The sequence below is a fragment of the Planococcus sp. ISL-110 genome (genome assembly GCF_018613575.1).
In the GTDB taxonomy this organism is placed as follows: domain Bacteria; phylum Bacillota; class Bacilli; order Bacillales_A; family Planococcaceae; genus Planococcus.
In genome coordinates this window covers 13,135-35,344 of sequence record NZ_JAGGPX010000024.1, presented here as the reverse complement: position 1 = coordinate 35,344, position 22,210 = coordinate 13,135, and the positions used below count along the sequence as shown (strand labels likewise).

At 47.2% G+C, this 22,210-nt stretch carries 18 protein-coding genes, 20 tRNA genes, 1 pseudogene and 1 riboswitch; of the genes and pseudogenes, 33 read left to right on the top strand and 6 right to left on the bottom strand.

The annotated features are described in order from the left end of the window. The first annotated feature begins 78 nt into the window (after nucleotides 1-78). The 20 genes from J7I83_RS14625 to J7I83_RS14530 all read left to right on the top strand — a co-directional run bounded on the left by J7I83_RS14625 (nucleotide 79) and on the right by J7I83_RS14530 (nucleotide 1,945). Nucleotides 79-154, top strand: a tRNA-Val gene (locus J7I83_RS14625). 7 nt (nucleotides 155-161) lie between these two features. Beyond that, nucleotides 162-237 (top strand) — tRNA-Thr (locus J7I83_RS14620). An 11-nt stretch (nucleotides 238-248) separates the two neighbouring features. Further along, nucleotides 249-324: transfer RNA gene (locus J7I83_RS14615), tRNA-Lys, on the top strand. Between the two features lie 22 nt (nucleotides 325-346). Further along, nucleotides 347-431, top strand: a tRNA-Leu gene (locus J7I83_RS14610). 5 nt (nucleotides 432-436) lie between these two features. Further along, nucleotides 437-511, top strand: a tRNA-Gly gene (locus J7I83_RS14605). 30 nt (nucleotides 512-541) lie between these two features. Next, nucleotides 542-630 (top strand) — tRNA-Leu (locus J7I83_RS14600). A gap of 29 nt (nucleotides 631-659) precedes the next feature. Then, nucleotides 660-736 (top strand) — tRNA-Arg (locus J7I83_RS14595). Nucleotides 737-761: 25 nt separating this feature from the next. Continuing rightward, nucleotides 762-838 (top strand) — tRNA-Pro (locus J7I83_RS14590). A gap of 6 nt (nucleotides 839-844) precedes the next feature. After that, nucleotides 845-920 (top strand) — tRNA-Ala (locus J7I83_RS14585). Between the two features lie 21 nt (nucleotides 921-941). After that, nucleotides 942-1,015 (top strand) — tRNA-Met (locus tag J7I83_RS14580). Nucleotides 1,016-1,023: 8 nt separating this feature from the next. Then, nucleotides 1,024-1,100 (top strand) — tRNA-Ile (locus J7I83_RS14575). A gap of 15 nt (nucleotides 1,101-1,115) precedes the next feature. Next, nucleotides 1,116-1,208, top strand: a tRNA-Ser gene (locus tag J7I83_RS14570). Between the two features lie 66 nt (nucleotides 1,209-1,274). Continuing rightward, a tRNA-Met gene (locus J7I83_RS14565) sits at nucleotides 1,275-1,351 on the top strand. A 3-nt stretch (nucleotides 1,352-1,354) separates the two neighbouring features. Further along, nucleotides 1,355-1,430: transfer RNA gene (locus tag J7I83_RS14560), tRNA-Asp, on the top strand. Nucleotides 1,431-1,447: 17 nt separating this feature from the next. Further along, nucleotides 1,448-1,523: transfer RNA gene (locus tag J7I83_RS14555), tRNA-Phe, on the top strand. A 6-nt stretch (nucleotides 1,524-1,529) separates the two neighbouring features. Further along, a tRNA-Gly gene (locus J7I83_RS14550) sits at nucleotides 1,530-1,603 on the top strand. A gap of 16 nt (nucleotides 1,604-1,619) precedes the next feature. Beyond that, nucleotides 1,620-1,696, top strand: a tRNA-Ile gene (locus tag J7I83_RS14545). Between the two features lies 1 nt (nucleotide 1,697). After that, nucleotides 1,698-1,772, top strand: a tRNA-Asn gene (locus J7I83_RS14540). Nucleotides 1,773-1,776: 4 nt separating this feature from the next. After that, nucleotides 1,777-1,867, top strand: a tRNA-Ser gene (locus tag J7I83_RS14535). A gap of 6 nt (nucleotides 1,868-1,873) precedes the next feature. Then, nucleotides 1,874-1,945, top strand: a tRNA-Glu gene (locus J7I83_RS14530). Nucleotides 1,946-1,958: 13 nt separating this feature from the next. Here J7I83_RS14530 and J7I83_RS14525 read toward each other — a convergent pair. Next, nucleotides 1,959-2,922: pseudogene (locus J7I83_RS14525) on the bottom strand (DMT family transporter). Nucleotides 2,923-3,051: 129 nt separating this feature from the next. Further along, on the bottom strand, nucleotides 3,052-3,963 hold the full coding sequence (locus J7I83_RS14520) for a 1,4-dihydroxy-2-naphthoate polyprenyltransferase (protein WP_215101914.1): 912 nt from the start codon (nucleotides 3,961-3,963) through the stop codon (nucleotides 3,052-3,054). Nucleotides 3,964-4,134: 171 nt separating this feature from the next. On the opposite strand from J7I83_RS14520, the gene J7I83_RS14515 reads away from it, so the two are divergent. The 7 genes from J7I83_RS14515 to J7I83_RS14485 all read left to right on the top strand — a co-directional run bounded on the left by J7I83_RS14515 (nucleotide 4,135) and on the right by J7I83_RS14485 (nucleotide 12,485). Further along, nucleotides 4,135-5,526: an isochorismate synthase gene (locus tag J7I83_RS14515; protein ID WP_215101912.1), complete on the top strand. Its 1,392-nt coding sequence runs from the start codon at nucleotides 4,135-4,137 to the stop codon at nucleotides 5,524-5,526. Then, complete coding sequence (gene menD / locus J7I83_RS14510) at nucleotides 5,513-7,213, top strand: 2-succinyl-5-enolpyruvyl-6-hydroxy-3-cyclohexene-1-carboxylic-acid synthase (RefSeq protein ID WP_215101911.1); 1,701 nt, start codon at nucleotides 5,513-5,515, stop codon at nucleotides 7,211-7,213. The genes J7I83_RS14515 and menD overlap by 14 nt, the downstream gene beginning before the upstream one ends. Next, nucleotides 7,210-8,037 carry a 2-succinyl-6-hydroxy-2,4-cyclohexadiene-1-carboxylate synthase gene (gene menH / locus J7I83_RS14505; RefSeq protein ID WP_215101910.1) on the top strand — a complete coding sequence of 276 codons (828 nt, stop codon included), beginning with the start codon at nucleotides 7,210-7,212 and terminating at the stop codon, nucleotides 8,035-8,037. The genes menD and menH overlap by 4 nt, the downstream gene beginning before the upstream one ends. Further along, complete coding sequence (gene menB, locus J7I83_RS14500) at nucleotides 8,034-8,852, top strand: 1,4-dihydroxy-2-naphthoyl-CoA synthase (RefSeq protein WP_215101909.1); 819 nt, start codon at nucleotides 8,034-8,036, stop codon at nucleotides 8,850-8,852. Before menH ends, menB begins: the two co-directional genes overlap by 4 nt. A 63-nt stretch (nucleotides 8,853-8,915) precedes the next feature. Next, entirely contained in the window at nucleotides 8,916-10,349 is a 1,434-nt protein-coding gene (locus J7I83_RS14495; protein WP_215101908.1) for an o-succinylbenzoate--CoA ligase, read from the top strand. Further along, nucleotides 10,340-11,401 carry an o-succinylbenzoate synthase gene (gene menC / locus J7I83_RS14490; protein ID WP_215101907.1) on the top strand — a complete coding sequence of 354 codons (1,062 nt, stop codon included), beginning with the start codon at nucleotides 10,340-10,342 and terminating at the stop codon, nucleotides 11,399-11,401. The genes J7I83_RS14495 and menC overlap by 10 nt, the downstream gene beginning before the upstream one ends. Nucleotides 11,402-11,816: 415 nt before the next feature. Then, the gene (locus J7I83_RS14485) at nucleotides 11,817-12,485 is read left to right on the top strand and encodes an MOSC domain-containing protein (RefSeq protein ID WP_215101905.1); all 669 of its coding nucleotides are present in this window, start codon (nucleotides 11,817-11,819) and stop codon (nucleotides 12,483-12,485) included. 75 nt (nucleotides 12,486-12,560) lie between these two features. On the opposite strand, the gene J7I83_RS14480 is transcribed toward J7I83_RS14485, so the two are convergent. After that, nucleotides 12,561-13,568, bottom strand: a complete 1,008-nt coding sequence (locus tag J7I83_RS14480; protein WP_215101903.1) for a metal ABC transporter solute-binding protein, Zn/Mn family — start codon at nucleotides 13,566-13,568, stop codon at nucleotides 12,561-12,563. Nucleotides 13,569-13,655: 87 nt separating this feature from the next. Beyond that, nucleotides 13,656-13,886, bottom strand: a complete 231-nt coding sequence (gene yidD, locus J7I83_RS14475) for a membrane protein insertion efficiency factor YidD (protein ID WP_215101901.1) — start codon at nucleotides 13,884-13,886, stop codon at nucleotides 13,656-13,658. 109 nt (nucleotides 13,887-13,995) lie between these two features. On the opposite strand from yidD, the gene J7I83_RS14470 reads away from it, so the two are divergent. The 3 genes from J7I83_RS14470 (at nucleotide 13,996) to J7I83_RS14460 (ending at nucleotide 15,727) form a co-directional block, all read left to right on the top strand. After that, complete coding sequence (locus J7I83_RS14470; protein ID WP_215101899.1) at nucleotides 13,996-14,442, top strand: Dps family protein; 447 nt, start codon at nucleotides 13,996-13,998, stop codon at nucleotides 14,440-14,442. Between the two features lie 66 nt (nucleotides 14,443-14,508). After that, complete coding sequence (locus J7I83_RS14465) at nucleotides 14,509-14,967, top strand: NUDIX domain-containing protein (protein WP_215101897.1); 459 nt, start codon at nucleotides 14,509-14,511, stop codon at nucleotides 14,965-14,967. After that, nucleotides 14,948-15,727: an alpha/beta hydrolase family protein gene (locus tag J7I83_RS14460; protein WP_215101895.1), complete on the top strand. Its 780-nt coding sequence runs from the start codon at nucleotides 14,948-14,950 to the stop codon at nucleotides 15,725-15,727. The genes J7I83_RS14465 and J7I83_RS14460 overlap by 20 nt, the downstream gene beginning before the upstream one ends. A gap of 108 nt (nucleotides 15,728-15,835) precedes the next feature. On the opposite strand, the gene pckA is transcribed toward J7I83_RS14460, so the two are convergent. Next, on the bottom strand, nucleotides 15,836-17,425 hold the full coding sequence (gene pckA / locus J7I83_RS14455) for a phosphoenolpyruvate carboxykinase (ATP) (RefSeq protein WP_215101893.1): 1,590 nt from the start codon (nucleotides 17,423-17,425) through the stop codon (nucleotides 15,836-15,838). A gap of 556 nt (nucleotides 17,426-17,981) precedes the next feature. After that, a riboswitch (SAM riboswitch) is annotated at nucleotides 17,982-18,094 on the top strand. Between the two features lie 384 nt (nucleotides 18,095-18,478). On the opposite strand from pckA, the gene metK reads away from it, so the two are divergent. Further along, on the top strand, nucleotides 18,479-19,687 hold the full coding sequence (metK, locus tag J7I83_RS14450; protein WP_215101891.1) for a methionine adenosyltransferase: 1,209 nt from the start codon (nucleotides 18,479-18,481) through the stop codon (nucleotides 19,685-19,687). Between the two features lie 54 nt (nucleotides 19,688-19,741). Here the strand turns inward: metK and J7I83_RS14445 are convergent, their stop codons facing one another. Further along, a complete protein-coding gene (locus J7I83_RS14445) occupies nucleotides 19,742-20,257 on the bottom strand; it encodes a gamma carbonic anhydrase (RefSeq protein ID WP_215101889.1) in 516 nt (171 codons plus the stop codon). Between the two features lie 113 nt (nucleotides 20,258-20,370). Here J7I83_RS14445 and J7I83_RS14440 point away from each other — a divergent pair, with 113 nt between their 5' ends. Continuing rightward, the gene (locus J7I83_RS14440; RefSeq protein ID WP_215101887.1) at nucleotides 20,371-21,177 is read left to right on the top strand and encodes an alpha/beta hydrolase; all 807 of its coding nucleotides are present in this window, start codon (nucleotides 20,371-20,373) and stop codon (nucleotides 21,175-21,177) included. 14 nt (nucleotides 21,178-21,191) lie between these two features. Next, nucleotides 21,192-22,199, top strand: coding sequence for an LLM class flavin-dependent oxidoreductase (locus J7I83_RS14435; protein ID WP_215101884.1), 1,008 nt, complete (start codon nucleotides 21,192-21,194; stop codon nucleotides 22,197-22,199). Nucleotides 22,200-22,210 lie beyond the last annotated feature (11 nt).

Genomic DNA, 22,210 nt, shown 5'->3' with positions numbered 1-22,210 from the left:
GCAGTTAAGCTCTTTTGCGCTGATGGTAGTTGGGGGTCTCCCCCTGTGAGAGTAAGACGTCGCTGGGCAATACATATCGGAGGATTAGCTCAGCTGGGAGAGCATCTGCCTTACAAGCAGAGGGTCGGCGGTTCGATCCCGTCATCCTCCACCATTTTTTCGCCGGAGTAGCTCAACTGGTAGAGCAACTGACTTGTAATCAGTAGGTTGAGGGTTCAAGTCCTTTCTCCGGCACCACTCATGTAAATGAGCCATTAGCTCAGCTGGTAGAGCATCTGACTTTTAATCAGAGGGTCGAAGGTTCGAATCCTTCATGGCTCACCATTTTTAATTGCATAATTGCCACGCGGGTGTGGCGGAACTGGCAGACGCACTAGACTTAGGATCTAGCGCCTTCGGGCGTGGGGGTTCGACTCCCTTCACCCGCACCATTTTTGCGGAAGTAGTTCAGTGGTAGAACGCCACCTTGCCAAGGTGGAGGTCGCGAGTTCGAACCTCGTCTTCCGCTCCATATTTTTTTTGCACAATATACCGACCCTTAGCCGGGGTGGCGGAACTGGCAGACGCACAGGACTTAAAATCCTGCGGTAGGTGACTACCGTACCGGTTCGATTCCGGTCCTCGGCACCATTTATGCAAACCAGATGAATTTTTCATATGCGCCCGTAGCTCAATTGGATAGAGTACTTGACTACGAATCAAGCGGTTAGAGGTTCGAGTCCTCTCGGGCGCACCATATTTTTACACTCAGCAATCCAGTTCGGGAAGTAGCTCAGCTTGGTAGAGCACTTGGTTTGGGACCAAGGGGTCGCAGGTTCGAATCCTGTCTTCCCGACCAAACAATGGGGCCTTAGCTCAGCTGGGAGAGCGCCTGCCTTGCACGCAGGAGGTCAGCGGTTCGATCCCGCTAGGCTCCACCAACTATAATATTAAAGAATCCTGGCGGCGTAGCTCAGCTGGCTAGAGCGTACGGTTCATACCCGTAAGGTCGGGGGTTCGATCCCCTCTGCCGCCACTTTTTTAGGACCTTTAGCTCAGTTGGTTAGAGCAGACGGCTCATAACCGTCCGGTCGCAGGTTCGAGTCCTGCAAGGTCCACCATTTATATATTATCACGGAGGAATACCCAAGTTTGGCTGAAGGGATCGGTCTTGAAAACCGACAGGGGAGTCAAATCCCGCGGGGGTTCGAATCCCTCTTCCTCCTCCATATTTTTAAAATGTGTGGACAATTATTAGTGAAGAACCTCTCTAAAATCAACACTTATATTATTATCGCGGGGTGGAGCAGTTCGGTAGCTCGTTGGGCTCATAACCCAAAGGTCGCAGGTTCAAATCCTGCCCCCGCAACCAAATGGTCCCGTGGTGTAGCGGTTAACATGCCTGCCTGTCACGCAGGAGATCGCCGGTTCGATCCCGGTCGGGACCGCCATTTTTATTTAACAAAGTGGGTCAGTAGCTCAGTCGGTAGAGCATTAGATTGAAGCTCTAAGTGTCGGCGGTTCGATTCCGTCCTGACCCACCATTTTTTGCGGGTGTAGTTTAGTGGTAAAACCTCAGCCTTCCAAGCTGATGATGGGGGTTCGATTCCCCCCACCCGCTCCATTATTTATTACATAATGGGCCTATAGCTCAGCTGGTTAGAGCGCACGCCTGATAAGCGTGAGGTCGATGGTTCGAGTCCATTTAGGCCCACCATTCCGAAGTAGCTCAGTGGTAGAGCACCGCACTGTTAATGCGATGGTCGTAGGTTCGAGTCCTACCTTCGGAGCCATACTGGGGAAGTACTCAAGTGGCTGAAGAGGCGCCCCTGCTAAGGGTGTAGGTCGGGCAACCGGCGCGAGGGTTCAAATCCCTCCTTCTCCGCCAGTATAAGGCCCCTTGGTCAAGCGGTTAAGACACCGCCCTTTCACGGCGGTAACACGGGTTCGAATCCCGTAGGGGTCATCATAATAAAGTGTCATGCATTCAATTGCATGACACTTTTTTTCGTTCTGCTGGAAATGTAGCTGTGAAGCATCATGCCAAGCATGACCAGAAGAATACCGATCAAAGACAAGCTGGAAGGAAAGGCAATAGACAGAAAAAGGATTTCTCCTATCAAGGCAAATAATACTTCCATCGATTGTGTAGCTTCCACTGCTCCTAACTTCTGCATACTTCCTCTGACTAAGTCTGTAGCTTTAAAGAAAAGAACGGTGGCAATGACGTCAGAACTGATCGCTACGATCAAGGTCTGGAAAATTTGTGAAGCCGTAGAACCACCAACGGTAAGCAATCCGTAAAGCGATAATGCCAGCCAAAAAGGCAGACTTGCAAGGGTCATTCCTAAAACACGCTGATAAGCATCCAATCTGCCTCCGCATATGTCCATCATTTTTCTGTTGCCGAGTGGGTAAGCGAAAGCAGCTATGATGACTGGAATAAAACCAAACCATAATGTTTCAGAAGAAACAGCTGCTATATGCGCCAACTGCATCAGACTGACACCAGCCAATATAATAAAAGAGTCAATAAGGCTTTCACAGGGATTTTCCCTCTCAATTGAATGGATCCTTTGTACTATGTATAGTGATTAGAAACAGCGGGGCAAGCAGGGTACCCGCAATAATAGTGATTTGCCACGTTCCTGCAATCAGCCAGCCCGGGGAGTAGGCAGCTGCAAAAAAAAGGGGTGCGTAGAATAAACCGAATCCAACAAAGCTCCATAACATCCAAGCCTCTTTATTTCGTTTCATTTCTTATAATAGGGCATTTAGGTTCTTTCGTGAAAGAACAATGATCAGTAAAAATGGAATCATGAAAATATAGCGGAGGGAAGCGCTCCAGATCCAGCTTCCGCCGCCTGCTTCCATAGTGGCGTTCAGCACAAAAGTAAAAGCAAAGAAAAAAGCTGCGATAATGCCGATAGTAATGGGTTTCACTTTGCGTGTCCTCCTAAAACAAGAGCTTTTAAATTATTTATCTACTATATCGCATGCCTTCGGTTCTTAGAAGCATTATTTTGACATAAAAAAGGGATTTCCGCGGAAATCCCTTTTTTATGCATTTTATTATAGAAGGTAATCAATCAGTAAACCGATCCCGAGTAAAAAAGCGACAAATGTGTTTGTTTTTCCAGTGTCCTTCATCGCTGGCATCACTTTTAACGGTTCTGTATAGCGTTTAAAGATCTGAACGACTTTAATGGGTTTCAGGACACTGAGAAAGACTAACAAAGCCCAAGGTGTAAGCATTCCCACAACGATAAGAATAAAAATCCAGGCGTAGGCCAGGATGAAGAACGCCATAAGGATGTTGACTGCGGCAGGTCTTCTGACTAGGATCGCCAGCGTTTTGCGGCCACTTTCCTCATCACCGACAATGTCACGGATGTTATTGGACAACATAATTGCAGCCACCAGCAAGGTGCTTGGAACAGCAAGCAAGGAAGCTTCCAATGTGACCATCCCGGTTTGAATGTAAAAGGCGATAATAACGATCAGATAACCCATGACTACTCCGGAGAAGATTTCACCAAAAGGAGTGTAAGCAATCGGATAAGGTCCACCGGTATAAAGGTAACCAATCATCATCGCAACAGCGCCAACGACCAAAAGCCACCAGCTGGTTTGTGAACAAATATAGATTCCGATGACCGCAGCGATTGCGTAAAACATTAAAGCTAAAGCTAAAACGGTTTTCGGTTTGACGCCGTTTCGGACAATTGCACCGCCGATGCCAACAGAATTTTCATTGTCCAGACCTCTAGCGAAATCATAATACTCGTTGAACATATTGGTGGCTGCCTGAATCAATAAACTTGCCACTAGCATAGCCAGGAATAAAATCCAGTCGATTGGCGAATTGTGTAAAGCAATCATCGTTCCCAGGAAAACGGGGGCGAAGGATGCGGTTAAAGTATGGGGGCGAGTCAACTGCCACCAGACGCGCCATCCGCTGTCCGCCTGTAGTGAATGTGTCATATCTATCTCTCCTTTAATTCTTTCCACTCTTCATTGTACTTCAAAATAGAAGGGAATACAGCAAATGATGTGCTGATTTTAGCAGAAAAGAGTATGATAGAAGGTAGAGATTAAAAAGTAAAACAGTTAGCGGAATAAACGAGACTCTTGTCTTAAAACGGAGGTAATCAGGTGAATTCAGAATCGTCTTCATCGATCCAGCAATCCGCGGAAAGCCATTACGAAGGCTACCGTTTTTACACTGAAACAATTGAAGTAACCCGCATGTCAGCATTGGCATTTTTTGAAGCTGGTGGAGGTGAACACGCGGGAAAACGCATGTATTGGCAGAACCGCGAAAAGACGTTTACATTGGTCGGAATCGGCCATGCCCATGTCTTATCAACAGACAGGGCAACAGGCCGATTCGAGAAAATAAAGAATGATTGGGAGAGCCTTTGCCGTCAAATCGTCAACGAAGAAAGTTCTGTCCAGCCTGTTCTGTTCGGAGGGTTTTCCTTTGACCCCTTAAATGGCAAGCCGAGTGAATGGACGAGGTTCCCTCAGGCTTATTTTGCAGTGCCGACTTTTCAGTTGATTTTAAAAGGGGAGCAGGCATTTGTCAGCATCCATTTAATCACTGAACAGCAAGAAAGCTTCGCGGAGTTTGATGCGATGCGCAAAGAACGGGACAAATTGATTCATGCTGCACAGGTATCGGAAGTGGACAAATATGATAAGCCACGGGCGACTGGCCGAATAGAGTTGAGAAAAGAAGAGTACTTGGATTCTATTCAGCGGGTTACGGATATCATCAAAGCCGAAGGAGTAGAGAAAGTCGTTATTGCCCGTACGCTGAAGCTGGAATATGAACATAAGCTTTCTCCGGCTTCAGCACTATACCAAGTATCCAATGAACAGCCGGAAAGCTTCCTGTTCGGTTTGGAGGCGGAAGATCAATTTTTCTTTGGCGCGACTCCTGAGCGGTTGGTGAAAGTGGAAGACCGGAAAGCACTCTCGACATGTTTAGCGGGTTCCATCCCACGCGGCAAGACGGTCGAGAAGGATACTGAACTTGGTGAAGCTTTGCTGAAAGATCCGAAAAATCGTGCTGAACATCAATATGTGGTCAAGATGATCAGCGAAGTGTTTGAGGCGAATTGCAGCCGCACGATCGTTCCCAAGTTGCCGAAACTGATGAAAATCAGAGACATTCAACATTTGTATACGCCGGTTGAGGGCGAATTAAATCCGGGCGCTACACTGTTTGACTTAGTGGAAGTTCTTCATCCGACACCAGCGCTTGGTGGAGAGCCGAAACTGGAGGCCTTGCAGATGATCCGCGAGCACGAAGCGATGAACCGCGGCTATTATGCAGCTCCGATCGGTTGGATCGATGCTAAAGGTGACGGTGAGTTCGCTGTCGCCATCCGGTCCGCTTTATTGGACGGAGAAGAAGCTTATTTATATGCAGGTGGCGGAATTGTAGCAGATTCCACGCCTGAATCAGAGTATGACGAGACATGGGTTAAATTCAGACCGATGCTTCGGGCATTGGGAGGTCAATTAAGTGACGAGTCGTAAAGCGTTAACAGAATACGTATCCGCATTTACTCATTCGCTGGTGAAGCTTGGAGTTGTGGATGCTGTGATCAGTCCGGGATCCCGCTCCACGCCGCTGGCCTATGCCTGCATGAAGCAGGAAGGGCTGACGGTTTACCGGCAAATCGATGAGCGTTCAGCAGCTTATTTTGCGCTAGGGATGGCAAAGGCTTCCGGCAAACCAGTAATGCTGTTGTGTACATCAGGGACTGCGGCGGCCAATTATTTCCCAGCAATTGTTGAAGCGTATTATGCCCGTGTGCCATTGATCGTCGTGACGGCAGACCGGCCTCATGAGTTGCGGGAAGTAGGGGCACCGCAGGCGATCAACCAAGTCAATTTGTTCGGATCACATGTCAAATGGGCGACGGATTTGCCGATGCCGGAAACGGAAAACCAACTGGCATTCCTATCCCGGCATTTGCATCGCTCTGTCCAAAATGCCAGCAGTGAACCGAAAGGGCCTGTACATCTCAATGTGCCGTTCCGGGAACCACTGCGGATCGATTTTGACCAGGCTTATGAATCGCTTGGGGAAATCGCCCATTTCGGTGGAGAAATGGCTTTACCACCTGCCAGCCAGGAATTTCTGCAGAACCTGATGAAAAAAGAAAAAGGCCTGCTAGTTGTCGGAGAAATGACTGCACCGATGCCGGTTGAATTCTGGGACTTTATCCAGCAACTTGATTGGCCGGTACTAGCGGATCCTTTGTCGAATCTGCGGGGCAATGTCCCTCCGGAAGCAAAACATCTGGTCATCGATTCTTACGATGTCTTATTGAAAAATGAAGCATTCAAGGAAGGTGTTGTCCCTGAAGTGGTCATCCGGATCGGACCACAGCCGGTTTCGAAGCCTCTGACTTTGTTCCTGGCTGCAGTAGAACCGGAAATCTATGTGATTTTTGACGAAAGTCCGATGCTGCGTGACGCCCAGTCGCTGGCAACGCATCACATTCAGTCGTCTGCGAACGCTTTATGGCAGCTGCCGTTTGAAATGAAAAAAGCGAGCGCTTACCGCGAAAAATGGACGGCTGCCTCGGTCCTTTACTGGGAAGTTGTCAGCAGCCATTGCCAGGAAGAGCTGGATGAAGGCGTCCTGGCGAAAGTGTTTTTTGACAGACTGGAAGATTGTGATTTGATTGTTGGCAGCAGTATGCCAATCCGTGATGTCGATACCTTTTTTAAAGCGACGGAACGGGATATTATGATTTATGCTAACCGTGGGGCAAACGGTATTGATGGTGTGGTGTCGACAGCATTCGGAGTCCAGGCGGCGAAACAGCGCCCAGCTTACCTGTTTATCGGCGATTTGTCGTTCCTGCATGATATGAATGGGTTGATTGCTTCCAAGATGCAGGCGACGGATCTGACGATTGTCATCATGAATAATGATGGTGGTGGAATTTTTTCTTACCTGCCTCAATCTCAGGAAGAACGTTATTTTGAGGACTTGTTCGGTACACCGACAGGACTGACTTTTGGAGACGCTGCAAAAATGTATGATGCGCAATATGCAGCAGTGGAAACGGCAGAACAATTGGCCGAAGCGTTGGATCAGCCAAAAGGCAAAACTGTGAGAATCATTGAAGTGTTCACAGATCGCCAAAACAATGTTGCGGTACACCGCAAATTGTGGAACCGCTTTGGCGAAGAGCTGGCAAAGCAATGAAGCTGGCTGCTAATGGAACGAGCTATCATGTTGAAATAATCAATGAGCACCAACAGGAACCGATTGTCTTTTTGCACGGCTTTACGGGCAGCATGAAAAGCTGGCAACCGGTCATTAAAGACTGGAACGATTCTAAAATCGTCTTGATCGACTTGATTGGGCATGGCGAAACGGATTGTCCGCAAGCAGTTGAGTCCTATTCTATGGAACGGCAGTTGGAAGATCTGGATGCATTGTTCGAGCAACTGCACTTGGAGCGGTTGACGCTTGTCGGCTATTCGATGGGTGGGCGAACGGCGCTGGCCTATGCCTGCAGCTTTCCGGAGCGGATCAAAAGACTGGTGCTGGAAAGTTCTTCTCCCGGGCTTCGGAGTGCTGCAGAGCGACAGGAACGACGGTCGCGTGACGCAGGATTGGCAGAGCGGATTGTTGCTGGCGGACTAAAGAATTTTGTAGATCGCTGGGAAAACATACCGTTGTTCGACAGCCAAAAATCTCTGCCGGAGCCGGTGAAACGGGCCATCCGTGAAGAGCGGCTGGCACAGAATCCAATCGGGCTTGCGAACAGCCTGCGTGGCGTGGGAACCGGTGCACAGGAATCTTATTGGAATCTTTTAGTAGACCTGGATATGCCGGTTTTATTGGTGACTGGGAAATTGGATGGAAAGTTTCAGGCGGTTGCCAATGAGATGGCTGCTTTGATACCAAACGCAGTTCATAAAACTATCGATGCAGGACATGCAATACATGTGGAAAAACCTGTCGAATTTGCTACAATAGTAAGAGAGTATTCTAGTTTGAACTATCGAGGAGGAAAATCATGACACGCGAGTGGATTACAGAACGTACATATGAAGATATTAAGTATGAAATTTTTAATGGTATTGCTAAAATTACCATAAATCGTCCGGAAGTGCGCAACGCATTCCGTCCGAAAACGGTTCACGAATTGATCGATGCATTTTCACGTGCACGCGATAATGCAGATGTAGGCGTCATTGTTTTGACTGGAGAAGGCGAAAAAGCTTTCTGTTCAGGAGGCGACCAATCCGTACGTGGGCATGGCGGCTATGTTGGAGAAGATGAGATTCCGCGTTTGAATGTCCTTGACCTTCAGCGTTTGATCCGTGTTATTCCAAAACCGGTCGTCGCTATGGTAGCAGGCTACGCAATCGGTGGCGGACATGTTTTGCATGTAGTTTGTGACTTGACGATTGCTGCAGACAACGCACGTTTCGGCCAAACCGGACCGCGCGTCGGTTCGTTTGATGCAGGCTACGGTTCAGGTTACCTGGCTCGCATCATCGGACATAAGAAAGCTCGTGAAATCTGGTACTTATGCCGTCAATACGATGCGCAGGAAGCATTGGATATGGGTCTAGTTAACACAGTGGTGCCTCTTGACCAATTGGAAGACGAAACAGTTCAATGGTGTCAGGAAATGCTCGAAATGAGCCCGACTGCACTTCGTTTCGTTAAAGCCGCAATGAATGCCGATACAGATGGTCTTGCTGGATTGCAGCAGATGGCTGGAGATGCTACGCTTTTATATTACACAACGGATGAAGCAAAAGAAGGCCGCGATGCGTTCAAAGAAAAACGCAAACCGGACTTTGGCCAATTCCCGCGTTTCCCGTGATCATCGAATAATTGAAAGCTGTCCTCTCAGGGGGCAGCTTTTTTTGAAGAAAGGATTTTTTAGATGACCTATCCGAACTGGTTGAGCCAGCGGAGTTATTTGAGCGGAGATCGTATGGCTTTGTCGTTCAATGAAGAGCAGTGGACATTTTCAGAAATCAATGACCTGGCACTTGAATATGCTGGGAAACTGACAGCGCTAGGCGTAACGGTGGATTCGCGCGTGGCGATTCTGGCAAAGTCCAATCCCGATTTTGTTTTTGTCATGTACGGCTGCCTTCATGTGGGCTGTGAAATGGTCATGCTGAATGAACGGCTGGCGACAGCCGAACTGGCGTATCAAATTGACGATTCTGGGGTGGATCATGTTTTGGCTGCTGATCTTCTAAAGGATAAAGTTGCCTCTTCCAAAATGATTTTATTCAGTGAGATAGATGCGACGGTGCCGGCTGGATTCGAGCCGCAACAACAGTGGCGGCAGGACCGCACTATTTCGATCATGTATACATCCGGAACTACCGGGCAGCCGAAAGGCGTCCGGCAAACAGCCGAAAACCATTTTTCAAGCGCGGTGTCTTCGGCGCTTAATATCGGCATTGCGCCTGACGATGTTTGGCTTTGTTCTGTTCCGTTGTTTCACATCAGCGGCTTTTCGATTTTGATGAGATCATTGATTTATGGCATGGGTGTCCGACTGTATGAGAAGTTCGACGCTGAGCGCAGCGCAGAGGAAATTTGCGATGGAACTGTGACTTATATGTCAGTGGTCGGGGTCATGCTGGAGCGTATTATGAGCAATGTGGAAGAATCTCGATCGCATGCGTCTCCTAGGTTTAAGGCGGTGCTTGCTGGTGGTGGACCGATTCCAGTCGCTTACATTAAGCGAGCCGAGAAATGCGGAATTCCGGTTTTGCAAACATACGGAATGACGGAAACGTCCTCGCAGACCACAACTTTGCAATCGGCAGATGCAGAGCGAAAAATGGGTTCTTCCGGCAAACCGTTATTTTTATATGATGTAAAAATAGATGAGACGGAAAAACCTGGAGAAAATGGTGAAATCCTTATTCGCGGTCCTCAAGTGACTCCCGGCTATATTGGTAGGTTTAGCAATCGGAATGTACAAGAAGACGGCTGGCTCCACACGGGAGACATTGGTTATTTGGATGAAGAAGGCTTTTTATTCGTCGTCGACCGGCGTTCAGATTTGATCGTTTCAGGCGGAGAGAACGTTTACCCAGCTGAAATTGAGAAAGTATTGCTGGCCCATCCGGCTATTCGGGAAGCCGGTGTCTGTGGTGCAGCGAGCGAAAAATGGGGCGAGGTTCCTGTAGCATTCGTGGTGCTGAACAAAGAAACGACGGAGGATGAGCTCTTAACATACTGCCGGCAACAGATTGCTGCTTACAAAGTGCCAAAGATGCTGTCATTTGTCGAGGCGCTGCCGCGCAACGCATCGAACAAACTGTTGAGAAGAGAGCTGAGAACATGGCTGTAACGATCCGGGACATTCAATTAAAAACAGTCCGGCAGCCGCTGCGGTCCCCGTTTAGGACAGTGCTGCAGCAAGTTGACAAACGGGAAGTGATCGTGGTTGCGGTCACGGGAGATAAGGGACATATCGGCTATGGTGAATGTGTCGCATTCGAAACGCCATGGTACACAGAAGAAACCATTACGGGATGCCGTTTCGTGCTGGAGCAGGTTCTTGTGCCGCAGCTCATGAATAAAACCATTGGAAATCCACAGGAAGTCTGGCAGCTTTTCGCAGTTGTTAAAGGCAATAGAATGGCCAAGGCCGCCGTTGAAATGGCGGTATGGGATTTGTTCGCTAAACAGCAAGAAGAGCCGTTATGGAAGTTTCTAGGGGGCTCTCAGCAGCCTATTCCGGCAGGCGTTGTGGTGGCGGCGGATCCTTTAAAGATTGAGGAGCAGGTAGCGCATGCTGCCCAATCCGGCTACCGGCGTGTCAAAATAAAGATACACCCCGATATGGAGATACCATTGTTGAAATCCGTGGTCTCCGCCTATCCGGAGCTGCAGTTTTTTGCGGATGCTAATGGCAGCTTTCAGGCAGAGAGTTTTGGCCGGTTGAAGGCATTTGACGACATCGGCTTTGTACTGATTGAACAGCCTTTTGGTGAGCGGCAATGGGCATTGCATGCACGGGCAAAAAGTGAGTTGAAAACCAAAATCTGTCTGGACGAGAGCATTGCCTGTCTGGAGGACGTCCAGCAGATGATTGATCATAGAGCTGGCGACATCGTGGTGTTGAAAATGAGCCGGCTAGGTGGATGGACGGAAACCTTGAAAGTTGTTAAATTGTGTCAGACGCATTCCATTGGCATGTGGGTCGGTGGCATGATTGAATTCGGTGTTTCCAAAGCCCATAATCTGGCCTTGGCGTCTTTGCCAGGCATCGTTTATCCAGGTGATTTTTCAGCTTCCCGGCACTTCTGGGAAAAGGATATTATTGAGCCGGAAATTACAGTGGAGAATGGGGAAATTGCTTTGAGCAATCAACCGGGAATTGGCTATCGAGTAGTCTGAATCGATTCGGATTCAGGCTTTTTTGTAAACTGAAATAAAGTCGGAGTATTTGTTTTTCAGTAGGGAGATAGTATGAGACAATAAATGAAAATTACGTCGTTTGAATGAATATGTGTGTGTGAATCGCTTTGGCCATCCAGCCTGTGACTGCGCCAGCGCTTGTCTGGAGTGTGAAAGCAGCTTTAGCAGTTGTGAAAATATCGTAAACCATAGGGAAAGAGGTGAGCGGATGTTTTTAGATCAGATCAGGTTAAGAAAAACGATTACGAAGAGACAGACCATTATCGAATTACCAAGTATTTTCTTGATCACCGGTAAAATTTTTAAAAAGAGATACTGGAAGATTGAATGCAGGTTTACAATAAAAGGAGATTGTCGAAGTCTTTATTCTGACAGATAAAAGGTGGAGTGGCGTGTGAAGAATTCTGAGAAGGCGATTATAAAAAGTTTTGCTGTGGGGTTTCCGGAGAAAATGGCGTATGGAAACGGCAAAGAAATGGAAACAGCTATTCAAAAGCATCAGGTGCAGGAAGCGTTTTTAACCAAAGATGGTTTCCATGGAGATGGTGTTGCAGATCTGAAGTATCATGGGGGTCCAGAACGTGCTGTTTGCATTTATCCATATGAACATTATGAGTACTGGAATGGCCATTTTGGAACCCAATTGCCCCGTGCCGCTTTTGGAGAAAACCTGACGGTGACGAATATGCTGGAGCGAGACATTTGTATTGGTGATATTTTCCAGGTTGGGGAAGCGGTAATTCAGGTGACGCAAGGAAGAGTTCCATGCAACACGATTGACAGACGCCTAGAGATGCGGCCGCTGCTGAAAGAAATGGTGAAGACCGGGTATACCGGCTATCTATGCCGCGTGCTGGAAGAAGGTATGATCAGAGCCGATTCTACCATTCGGCTGGTGTCTAAAGATCCTCAGCAAGTATCCGTTCTTTATGCCAATGAAATCAATTTCCACCGCCCGAAAGATATCGATGGAATTGTCAAAGTGCTCGAAGCAGAAGCTCTGGCGGACGATTGGCGGCAGTTTTTGACCAAACGATTAATCAAATTGACAGCCGGAAACTGACAAAGTGGCCTTCTTTTTAACAAAGAAAAGCACTGCAGCAATATTTAGCTGCAGTGCTTTTTCAACAGGATTTTGTTATTTGAGGATCGTTTCAAGCACTTGCAGATTTTTTTCCATCAACGTAAAGTAAGTTTCCCCATTATCGATATTTTCCTGGGTTAAAACGCCGAGATTGTGCATTTCAATCGCTTCAGCACCCACCTCGTTCTGGATGACCTCAGTCAAATTGGATGAAACGTTTTGTTCAAAAACAATATACTCCACGTTTTCTTTTTTTGCCTGATCAACAATTTCGGTCAATTCTTTTTGTGAAGGTTCGTCCTGGCTGTTTAATCCAGCGATTGCGACTTGCTCAAAGCCATATGGCTCTGACAGATAGCTGAAAGCTGCATGTGAAACGAAGAAAGTATCTTTGGTGACGCGTTCAGACAAGGCCTCGAACGAACGATCCAAATTTTCCAACTCCACAACCAATTCAGTGAAATTGCTTTCGTAGGTTTCGGCATTTTCTGGATCTGCTTCCGTCAACGAATTCTTGATTGATTCCGCTAACTTTTCGCTTAGCACCGGAGACATCCATACATGCGGATCAGTTGACCCATGATCATGTTCATCGTGGCTTTCTGCTTCTTCTTCATGGGCTTCTTCTTCATGGGCTTCTTCTTCATGGGCTTCTTCTTCATGAGCCTCGTCTTCATGTTCTAACGCCGCTTCCAATTCTGTGTCTGAAATTTGATCGGCAGTGGCAATAAATTCGACATTTTCATCCTGTAAAGTCTTTTGGGCGCTGTCAATAAACCCTTCCAACCCAAGACCGATGGAGAACATCAAATCTGCGTCTGCCAGTTTGATCATTTCCTGCTGCGTCGGTTCAAAGGTGTGTTCGTTTGATCCGGCAGGGTAGATCGACTGTACATCAACCAAATCGCCAGCGATGCGCTCAGTGAAATAAGTCAGCGGATAAACCGTCGTGAAGACCTGCAGCTTTTCCGGCTCTTCGTCGACACTCTGAGCTTCTTCAGTTGTTTCGCCACAAGCGGCCAATAGTAAAATTAAAGATACCAATAATAAAATCTTTTTCATGCTAAACCCCCAAAATGTAATGATTACGTTTTAATGACTATTAGAATATTACAGGATGATCTTAGAAAACACAAGAAAAACCACCAATTATTTTTTTGGTGGCCATTCTTCCGGAACAAAATCGATTCCGCCTTTATGGAAAGGGTGACAACTTAAAATACGTTTGGCTGCCAGATATCCGCCTTTCAGCGCGCCGTGCTTTTCTACAGCCTCGAGGCCATAATGCGAGCAAGTTGGATAAAAGCGGCAGCTTGGAGGTGATAAAGGGGAGATAAACCGTTGGTAAAAGCGGAAAATCCGCAGTAGGACTGTCTTCATGGTCATTCAGCTCTTTTCGGAAGATATTACTTCGTATGTTTATTGTAGGGGCATTAGAGGTATAAATAAAGTATAAGCGCTTATCAAACTAATTGGAGAGTGATTGGAAATGTCAAAAGAATTAAACCAGGAACTAAACGTGCAAGTGGCGACATGGTCAGTTGCATATACGAAACTACATAATTTTCATTGGTATGTAAAAGGCCCTTCGTTCTTTACATTGCATGTGAAATTTGAGGAATTGTATAACGAAGCAACCCTTCACATGGACGAAATTGCTGAACGTTTGTTGGCGTTGGGTGGAAAACCTGTTGCCACAATGAAAGAGCAGCTTAAGCTGTCAGTAATTGAAGAAGCCAGCAGCAAGGAATCGGCAGAAGATATGGTCGATACGGTTGTCAACGACTACGATAAAATCATGAAGTCATTGAAAAAAGGCATGGAGTTGGCTGCTGCAGATGGCGATGACATGACAGAAGATATGTTGAATGCGCTTCACCAAAACCTTGAAAAACATTCTTGGATGTTATCAGCATTTCTTGGCGAAAAGAAGTAAAATAGAGTTATACAAGCGTACACTGAATTTTAGTGTACGCTTTTCTTATGGCATCGAGGTGGAAGAATGCAGTATCTGGATCTGAACGGTTATTCATGTAAACTATCATTCGAAAAAAACACATTTCCTTTAGAAAGCAAGCATGTTTTGGTCATATGCCGCTACAACGGAAAATGGGTGTTGACCCGGCATAACGAGCGCGGCCTGGAGTTTCCTGGCGGCAAAGTGGAGGCTGGGGAAAGTTTGCAGGGGGCTGCGAAACGGGAAGTGTACGAAGAAACCGGTGCTCGCTTAAAAGAGCTGGAATGGTTCGCGGAATACGTGGTTTATTCAGCGAAACCTTTCTGCAAGACGGTTTTTGCCGGAGCGGTGGACAAGGTGGACCCAATTCTGCTGCTTGAAACGGAAGGAATCGTTTTGATGGAAGAGTTGGAGCTGGACGGCGACTTCAGTTTCTTGATGAGAGATGCAGGAATGAGGACAATAATAGAGAAGGTGAAACAGCTTGGAAAATGGGACGATTAGATCGAAGAAGCGTTATCCTTCACCGAATCCCCATGTCCGTTTAACGGAAATCGTTTATTGGTCAGAGGGATTGAGGGTCAAGGGATTGCTTGCCGAACCGAAAGAGGCTGGAGTTTATAGTGGCATCCTGTATTTGAGGGGGGGCATCCAATCGATTGGAATGGTTCGCCCTGCGCGGATTGCCCAGTTTGCGGCACAGGGATTTGTTGTATTTGCGCCATATTATAGAGGAAACCGGGGCGGAGAAGGCCGGGATGAATTTGCTGGAGCGGATCGCTGGGATGCGGTTCATGCTGTCGATGTACTAAAAAAATACAGCAACGGAAAAGTGCACTTGCTGGCGTTTTCAAGAGGTGGCATTATGGCCTTGTGGACTGCAATCCTGCGACAGGACATCACGTCACTTGTTACGTGGGCTGGTGTCACGGACACGGTGCTGACCTATAAAGAGCGGCCGGATATGCGGCGCATGATGAAGCGGCTATACGGGGGAACGCCTAATACGGCATTAGCTGAATACGAAGAACGGAATCCACTGTTGCGGATCGACGAAAGCGATGCACCTGTTCTAATCATTCATGGATTGAAGGACGAAAATGTTTATCCTGCACAGGCCTATCTGCTGGAAGAAGCACTGAAGCTAAACGACCAGATTCACGAAACCTGGTACTTCCCGGACTACACACATTTCTTTCCGCCGGCAGCCAACCGCAATACAGTTAAAGCGGTCTGCAAATGGATGAAAGATAAAGAAGCATAGGCAATCCTGCAAATTGTCTTTTACGCTAAAACCCCGCTACCGAAGTTTGCTCATCAGTACGCAAAAAAGCCCGTTCGGATTTTACTCCGAACGGGCTTTAAAGGATGCTTATTTCTGAAGCGGGCCGCCCAACACACTGATTTCAGGTGCGACAGTTCCAAACTTCTGGAAGTTTTTCTGGAATTCCTGAGCTAATTCCACAGCTTTTTGATCGTAAGCTTCTTTATCTGCCCATGCGTTGCGTGGGTTCAATACTTCTGTAGGAACGCCGGGAACCTGGGTTGGAATTTCAAGGCCGAAGACTGCTTCTTTTTCAGTCGCAACTTCGTTCAATTCGCCTTTAATGGCAGCGCGAACCATTGTCCGTGTGTAAGAAAGCTTCATGCGGCTTCCGACTCCGTATACGCCACCAGTCCAACCGGTGTTGACAAGGAAGACTTGAACGTCGTGCTGATCAATTTTCTTGCCAAGCATTTCAGCGTATACCGTCGCATGCAGTGGAAGGAATGGTGAACCAAAGCACGTTGAGAACGTTGCTTCAGGTGATGTGATTCCACGTTCTGTTCCAGCCAATTTCGATGTATAGCCGCTTAGGAAATGGTACATTGCCTGCTCTTTCGTCAGCTTGCTAATTGGAGGCAAAACGCCGAAAGCATCTGCTGTCAGGAAGACAATTGTTTTCGGATGCCCTGCAACTGAAGGGTCTACGATATTGTCAATTGCCTGCATCGGGTATGCTGCACGCGTGTTTTCAGTCAATGAATCATCGTCGTAATTCGGAACGCGTGTATCAGGGTCTACAACGACGTTTTCAAGAACCGAACCGAAACGGATAGCGTCGTAGATCTGTGGTTCGTTTTCACGGGACAGGTTGATAGTTTTTGCATAGCAGCCACCTTCGATATTGAACACGCCGTTATCCGACCAGCCATGTTCGTCATCACCGACCAGTTTACGGTCGCCATCAGCCGACAAGGTCGTTTTGCCCGTACCGGATAAGCCGAAGAACAAAGTAACATCGCCATCTTGTCCAACGTTTGCCGAACAGTGCATCGGTAAGATGCCTTTTTCCGGCAACAGGTAGTTCATGATCGAGAAGATGGATTTTTTCATCTCGCCGGCATATTCAGTTCCGCCGATCAAAATGATGCGTTTTTCCATTGACACGATGATGAATGTTTCAGAAGCGGTACCATCAACTGCAGGATCTGCCATGAATGTTGGCGCATAAACTACAGTAAATTCAGCTTCATGCGCTTTCAACTCTTCAGCCGATGGACGGATGAACAATTGGTGGGCAAACAGGTTATGCCACGCGTATTCATTGATTGTTTGGATTGGAACACGTGATTCGTGGTCTGCTCCGGCAAATCCTTTGAAGACGAAAAGCGCATCTCTGTCTTTTAGATGCTTGATCACTTTGGCGTATAGTTTTTCAAACACTTCGCTGGAAATCGGACGGTTCACATTGCCCCAGTCGACTTTGTTTTTAGAGCTTTCTTCTTCGACCATGTATTTGTCTTTCGGTGAGCGGCCAGTGTATTTCCCTGTTTCCGCTGCTACAGCGCCTTCCCGAGTCAAAACCGCTTCTCCGCGGGATGTTGCTGCTTCCACTAGTTGTGGCACTGATAATTGAACATGCACATTTTGGCCAGTTAAAAGATCCTTTAAATCATTTGCAAAGTTCACTGAAGTCATATATATGTACCTTCCTTTTCTATTATTCCCATGGCGATGGGGAGGATGTATATTCGTTCATTAGTATAACACATTAGGTTTATTAGTCTATACTAATCCCCTTCAGAAATAAAAAATTATTGAATTAAACCTCTATATGAGGTAGGAATCCGCATTGGACTGGCTATATAAGGTGTACAAAAAGTCAATATCGATCGGCTTTAGACATCTCTTGGAAGAGAAAGTGAAAGGAATATTTTAACTAATATAAGCTGAACTTATTATTTATAATGATCAATATTCTATTAAAGGTATTCCGCAAACCAGTTCTGCTTTTCTGCGGGATTCTACACTAGGGTTGCTCGATATACGAGTGATTAGTAATTCCAGATGCTTACAATAAAGAGCTCCAAGCGGTGACCCCGCAGGAAAGCGTCCGCTTGGCGCGATTTCTCTATGCTTGCTCTTCTAAATTAGAACGAAAAAATTATTAAGTCCAATTTATAAAAAATATTAAATTCTTAAAAAATGTTGACATCTTCGTCCTATTTCCGTATGATGAAAAATTGAACGGATACTCTTATTCCGAGCTGGTGGAGGGGACAGGCCCTATGAAACCCGGCAACCTGCTGCATGCGCAGTGATGGTGCCAAACCTGAAGCAAGGCGCACAGGCCTTGTATGATAAGAGTGAAAGGTGCTTAAGATGATTTTCCTTTCCTCATGATGAATGAGTGAAGGGATTTTTTTATATCTATAAGAACATACATTTATTAGCTTGAGCGAAGCTGGGGAACTGATATATCTTTGTTCAGACTCCAGCGCCCAGATTCTCAGGGTCATAAGCCACACTGGCTGTGCGAAAAAAACATGCCGCTTCGCCAGAGCCGTCTTATGCCAATCGAATCTACACGGGTGCTTGCGCTTTTCTTATGGAATGCCCTTAATCCTCGTGTGAAAGGCCACAAACGGCTTGAAGTTCAATCCGGATTTTGTCTGGAACGGACTTGACATGGGAAACGAGTACCGTATCAATTTCGAGAGCAATCTCGCAGGATATAAGGAGGAACAATTTTTGAAAAACCGTCGATTATTTACATCAGAATCAGTAACAGAAGGACATCCCGATAAAATCTGTGACCAAATCTCAGATGCTATTTTGGATGCTATCTTAACCGAGGATCCAAACGCGCGTGTCGCGTGCGAAACGACCGTAACTACAGGGCTGGTTCTAGTAGCCGGAGAAATTACCACTTCTACTTATGTGGATATCCCGAAAGTCGTTAGACAAACTGTAAGAGAAATTGGATACACACGAGCTAAATATGGTTTCGATTCAGAAACAAGTGCTGTTCTCACAGCAATCGATGAGCAATCACCGGACATCGCTGCAGGAGTCAATGTAGCACTTGAATCACGCGAAGGCCAAATGACAGATAAAGAATTAGACGATATCGGAGCAGGCGACCAAGGGTTGATGTTCGGATATGCCAACAATGAAACAGAAGAATTGATGCCATTGCCGATTTCATTGGCACATAAATTGGCGCGCCGTTTGGCTGAAGTACGCAAGGAAGAAATTCTTCCATACTTGCGTCCGGATGGCAAAACGCAGGTGACAGTTGAATATGATGAAAACAATAAACCACTTCGCGTGGACACAATTGTTATCTCTACTCAGCATCACCCGGAAGTAACGCTTGAGCAGATTCAACGCAATATTAAAGAATACGTCATCAAAGAAGTTGTTCCGGCAAAATGGATCGACGAAGATACCAAATACTTCATCAATCCAACTGGGCGTTTCGTTATTGGCGGACCTCAAGGAGATGCTGGCTTGACTGGCCGCAAAATTATCGTAGATACTTACGGTGGATATGCTCGCCACGGCGGCGGTGCATTTTCTGGTAAAGACGCGACAAAAGTTGACCGTTCGGCAGCCTATGCTGCCCGTTATGTAGCAAAAAACATCGTAGCGGCTGGCCTTGCAGATAAATGCGAAGTGCAATTGGCGTATGCAATCGGTGTAGCACATCCTGTTTCCATCGCTTTTGACACATTCGGCACCGGCAAAGTGGATGAAGACAAATTGGACGATTTGGTACGCGCAAACTTCGATTTGCGTCCTGCCGGAATCATCAAAATGCTGGATCTTCGCCGCCCAATCTACAAACAGACTGCAGCCTACGGACATTTTGGCCGTACGGATGTTGATCTTCCTTGGGAACGTACAGACAAAGCAGCGACCCTGAAAGAACAAGCTGGCGTAGAAGCTGGCATCTAAAACCGCATCAAACAAAAAAGGACGACCCGGCAGCGCTGCCGAGTCGTCCTTTTTTTAGTCTTTTTGAAGCGATTTGTAATAAGCTCCTTTTTCCGCGTATTCGCGAACAATCCGTTCCATGTCGACCCGGTCGTCTTCGCGCAGTTCGCGGACGACTTTCGCTGGACGTCCGAGTGCGAGCATGCCAGGTGGAATGACTTTTCCGGGCGGCACCAGGCTGCCGGCTCCGATAAATGCGCCTTCTCCGACTTCTGCTCCATCTAAAATAATGGAACCCATTCCAACTAAAGCGCCTTTTCGGATAATGCAGCTGTGCAACGTCACTTGATGGCCAATCGTCACATCGTCTTCCAGCAGCAATGTTTTTCCGGGACTTTGGTGAAGCATGCAGAAATCCTGGATATTGACTTTTTTGCCGATAATGGTCGGAGACACATCACCGCGTATCACCGTGTTGAACCAAACCGATGATTCAGCGCCAATCGTCACGTCGCCAGAAATGGTCGTATAGTCTGCAATGAAAACAGATGAATCGATTTGGGGGAATTTGTCTTTAAATGGATAAATCATGGCAAAGCTCCTTTAAAAAAGATAAGATATTCTATAATCGTAACAAATCAAATCAAAACGTCAAATCGGAAAGCTGCATCAACCATTGATTGGCGGGGAAAGGAAGTTGGACTATGTGGAAATGGCAAGCTGAAGGAACAGCAAAGGCGGTAGTTTTGCTGATTCATAGTGCATATGAACAGCATCTGCGCTATGCATGGCAAATCGAAAAATGGCGATCGTCCGGATTTCATGTCTATATGGGGGATTTGCCGGGTCATGGCAAGAACGCCGGGGCAGACAAGGTTCACCGCGAATCGTTTGATGACTATGAGCTGGCGGTAAATGATATGCTGAAGCTGTCATCGGAAAACGATCTGCCGGTATTCGTCATTGCCCACGGTCTCGGCGCCACTATCACCATGAATGTCCTTGGGAACCGCAAATTTAATGTTGCCGGAGCCATCTTTACGTCTCCCTGGCTGCAGTTGAAAAAATTGCCACCCAATGCGCCCAATGCATTTCCAGGCGTTGCGCAACTCACGGGCCGCAGAAAATTGGACCATGGTATCGTGTTGCGCGATCTGACAAGAAGCCAATTCACCATTGGCCAGGATGAAGAAAATAAGCTGTATCATTCCGTCATCACCGCAGCGTGGTTTAAGGAATTGCAGGGCTATATGAAAGAAACTGCAACTGCTGTCGAGGTGTATCCTCAGATTCCGACTTATCTGCACACAGCGGAGCGGGATGCAATCACCGAAAAAGAAACTGCCCGCCAGTGGCTGTTAAAGCAACAACTCACCGAGTTCAGCTACAAGGAATGGAAATTCTGTTACCACGATATTTTTCAGGAACCGGAAAAAGAAGAAGTCTTCCTGGCAACGCAAGGGTTTATGCATACCGTTTTGCGTTCTGTCGGGTACTTGATTGAAGAATAAAGGAGAGAATACTAATGGCATTTACCTATAGCGTGCTGGACCAATCACCGATCTCAGAAGGCAGCTCGCCACAGGAAGCATTAAAGCAGACGGCAATCCTCGCAAAAAAAGCCGAACAATGGGGCTATACACGATTTTGGGTGTCCGAGCATCATGACGCGGCGACCTTGGCCGGTTCCTCCCCGGAAGTACTGATTGCCCATCTGGGCGCTGTGACCAAAACCATTCGACTCGGTTCGGGCGGTGTCATGCTGCCGCATTATGCTGCTTTTAAAATCGCGGAAAACTTCAAACTGTTGGAAGCGTTGTACCCGGACAGGATTGATGCGGGGATTGGGAGGGCGCCTGGAGGCATGCCGCGCGCTTCCTATGCGTTGAACGAAGGCAAAAAGCGGGACACCAGCCAATTTCCCGCACAAATCGACGATCTTCGTATGTACTTGACGGATTCAATTCCCGAAGAACATCCTTATTATGGCATGAAAGCGACGCCGGTAACTAAGCATAGCCCACCAATCTGGATGTTGGGGTCAAGTGAAAACTCGGCACATCTTGCAGCAGAAAAAGGACTGCCGTATATGTTCGCGCATTTTATCAATGGCGAAGGCGGACAGCAGTTTGCCAAAGAATACCGTGAACGCTTTAAGCCCTATAAGGAAAGCAAGCCCCATGTTGGCTTCGCCATTTTTGTCGTCTGCCAGGAAACACCGGACGAGGCAGAAAGGGTAGCGTCGTCGATGGATCTTTCGCTGTGCATGGGCGCGCAGGGCATGCCTTCAAAAGGTACACCGCCGCCTGAAAAGGCATTGGCTTATCCGTATTCCAAATTCGAAAAGTTGCTGGTCGCTGAAAACCGTCGCCGCATGGTTGTCGGTACGCCGGACCAAGTCGTAGATCGTTTGGAAGCCCTGGCATCCGAGTATGGAGCAGACGAAGTAATGCTGGTTTCTACAGCTTATGATTTTAACGACAAACTGAAAACATTCCAGCTGGTAGCGGAAGAAATGCAAAAACGCCGATAGAAATTTCCTAT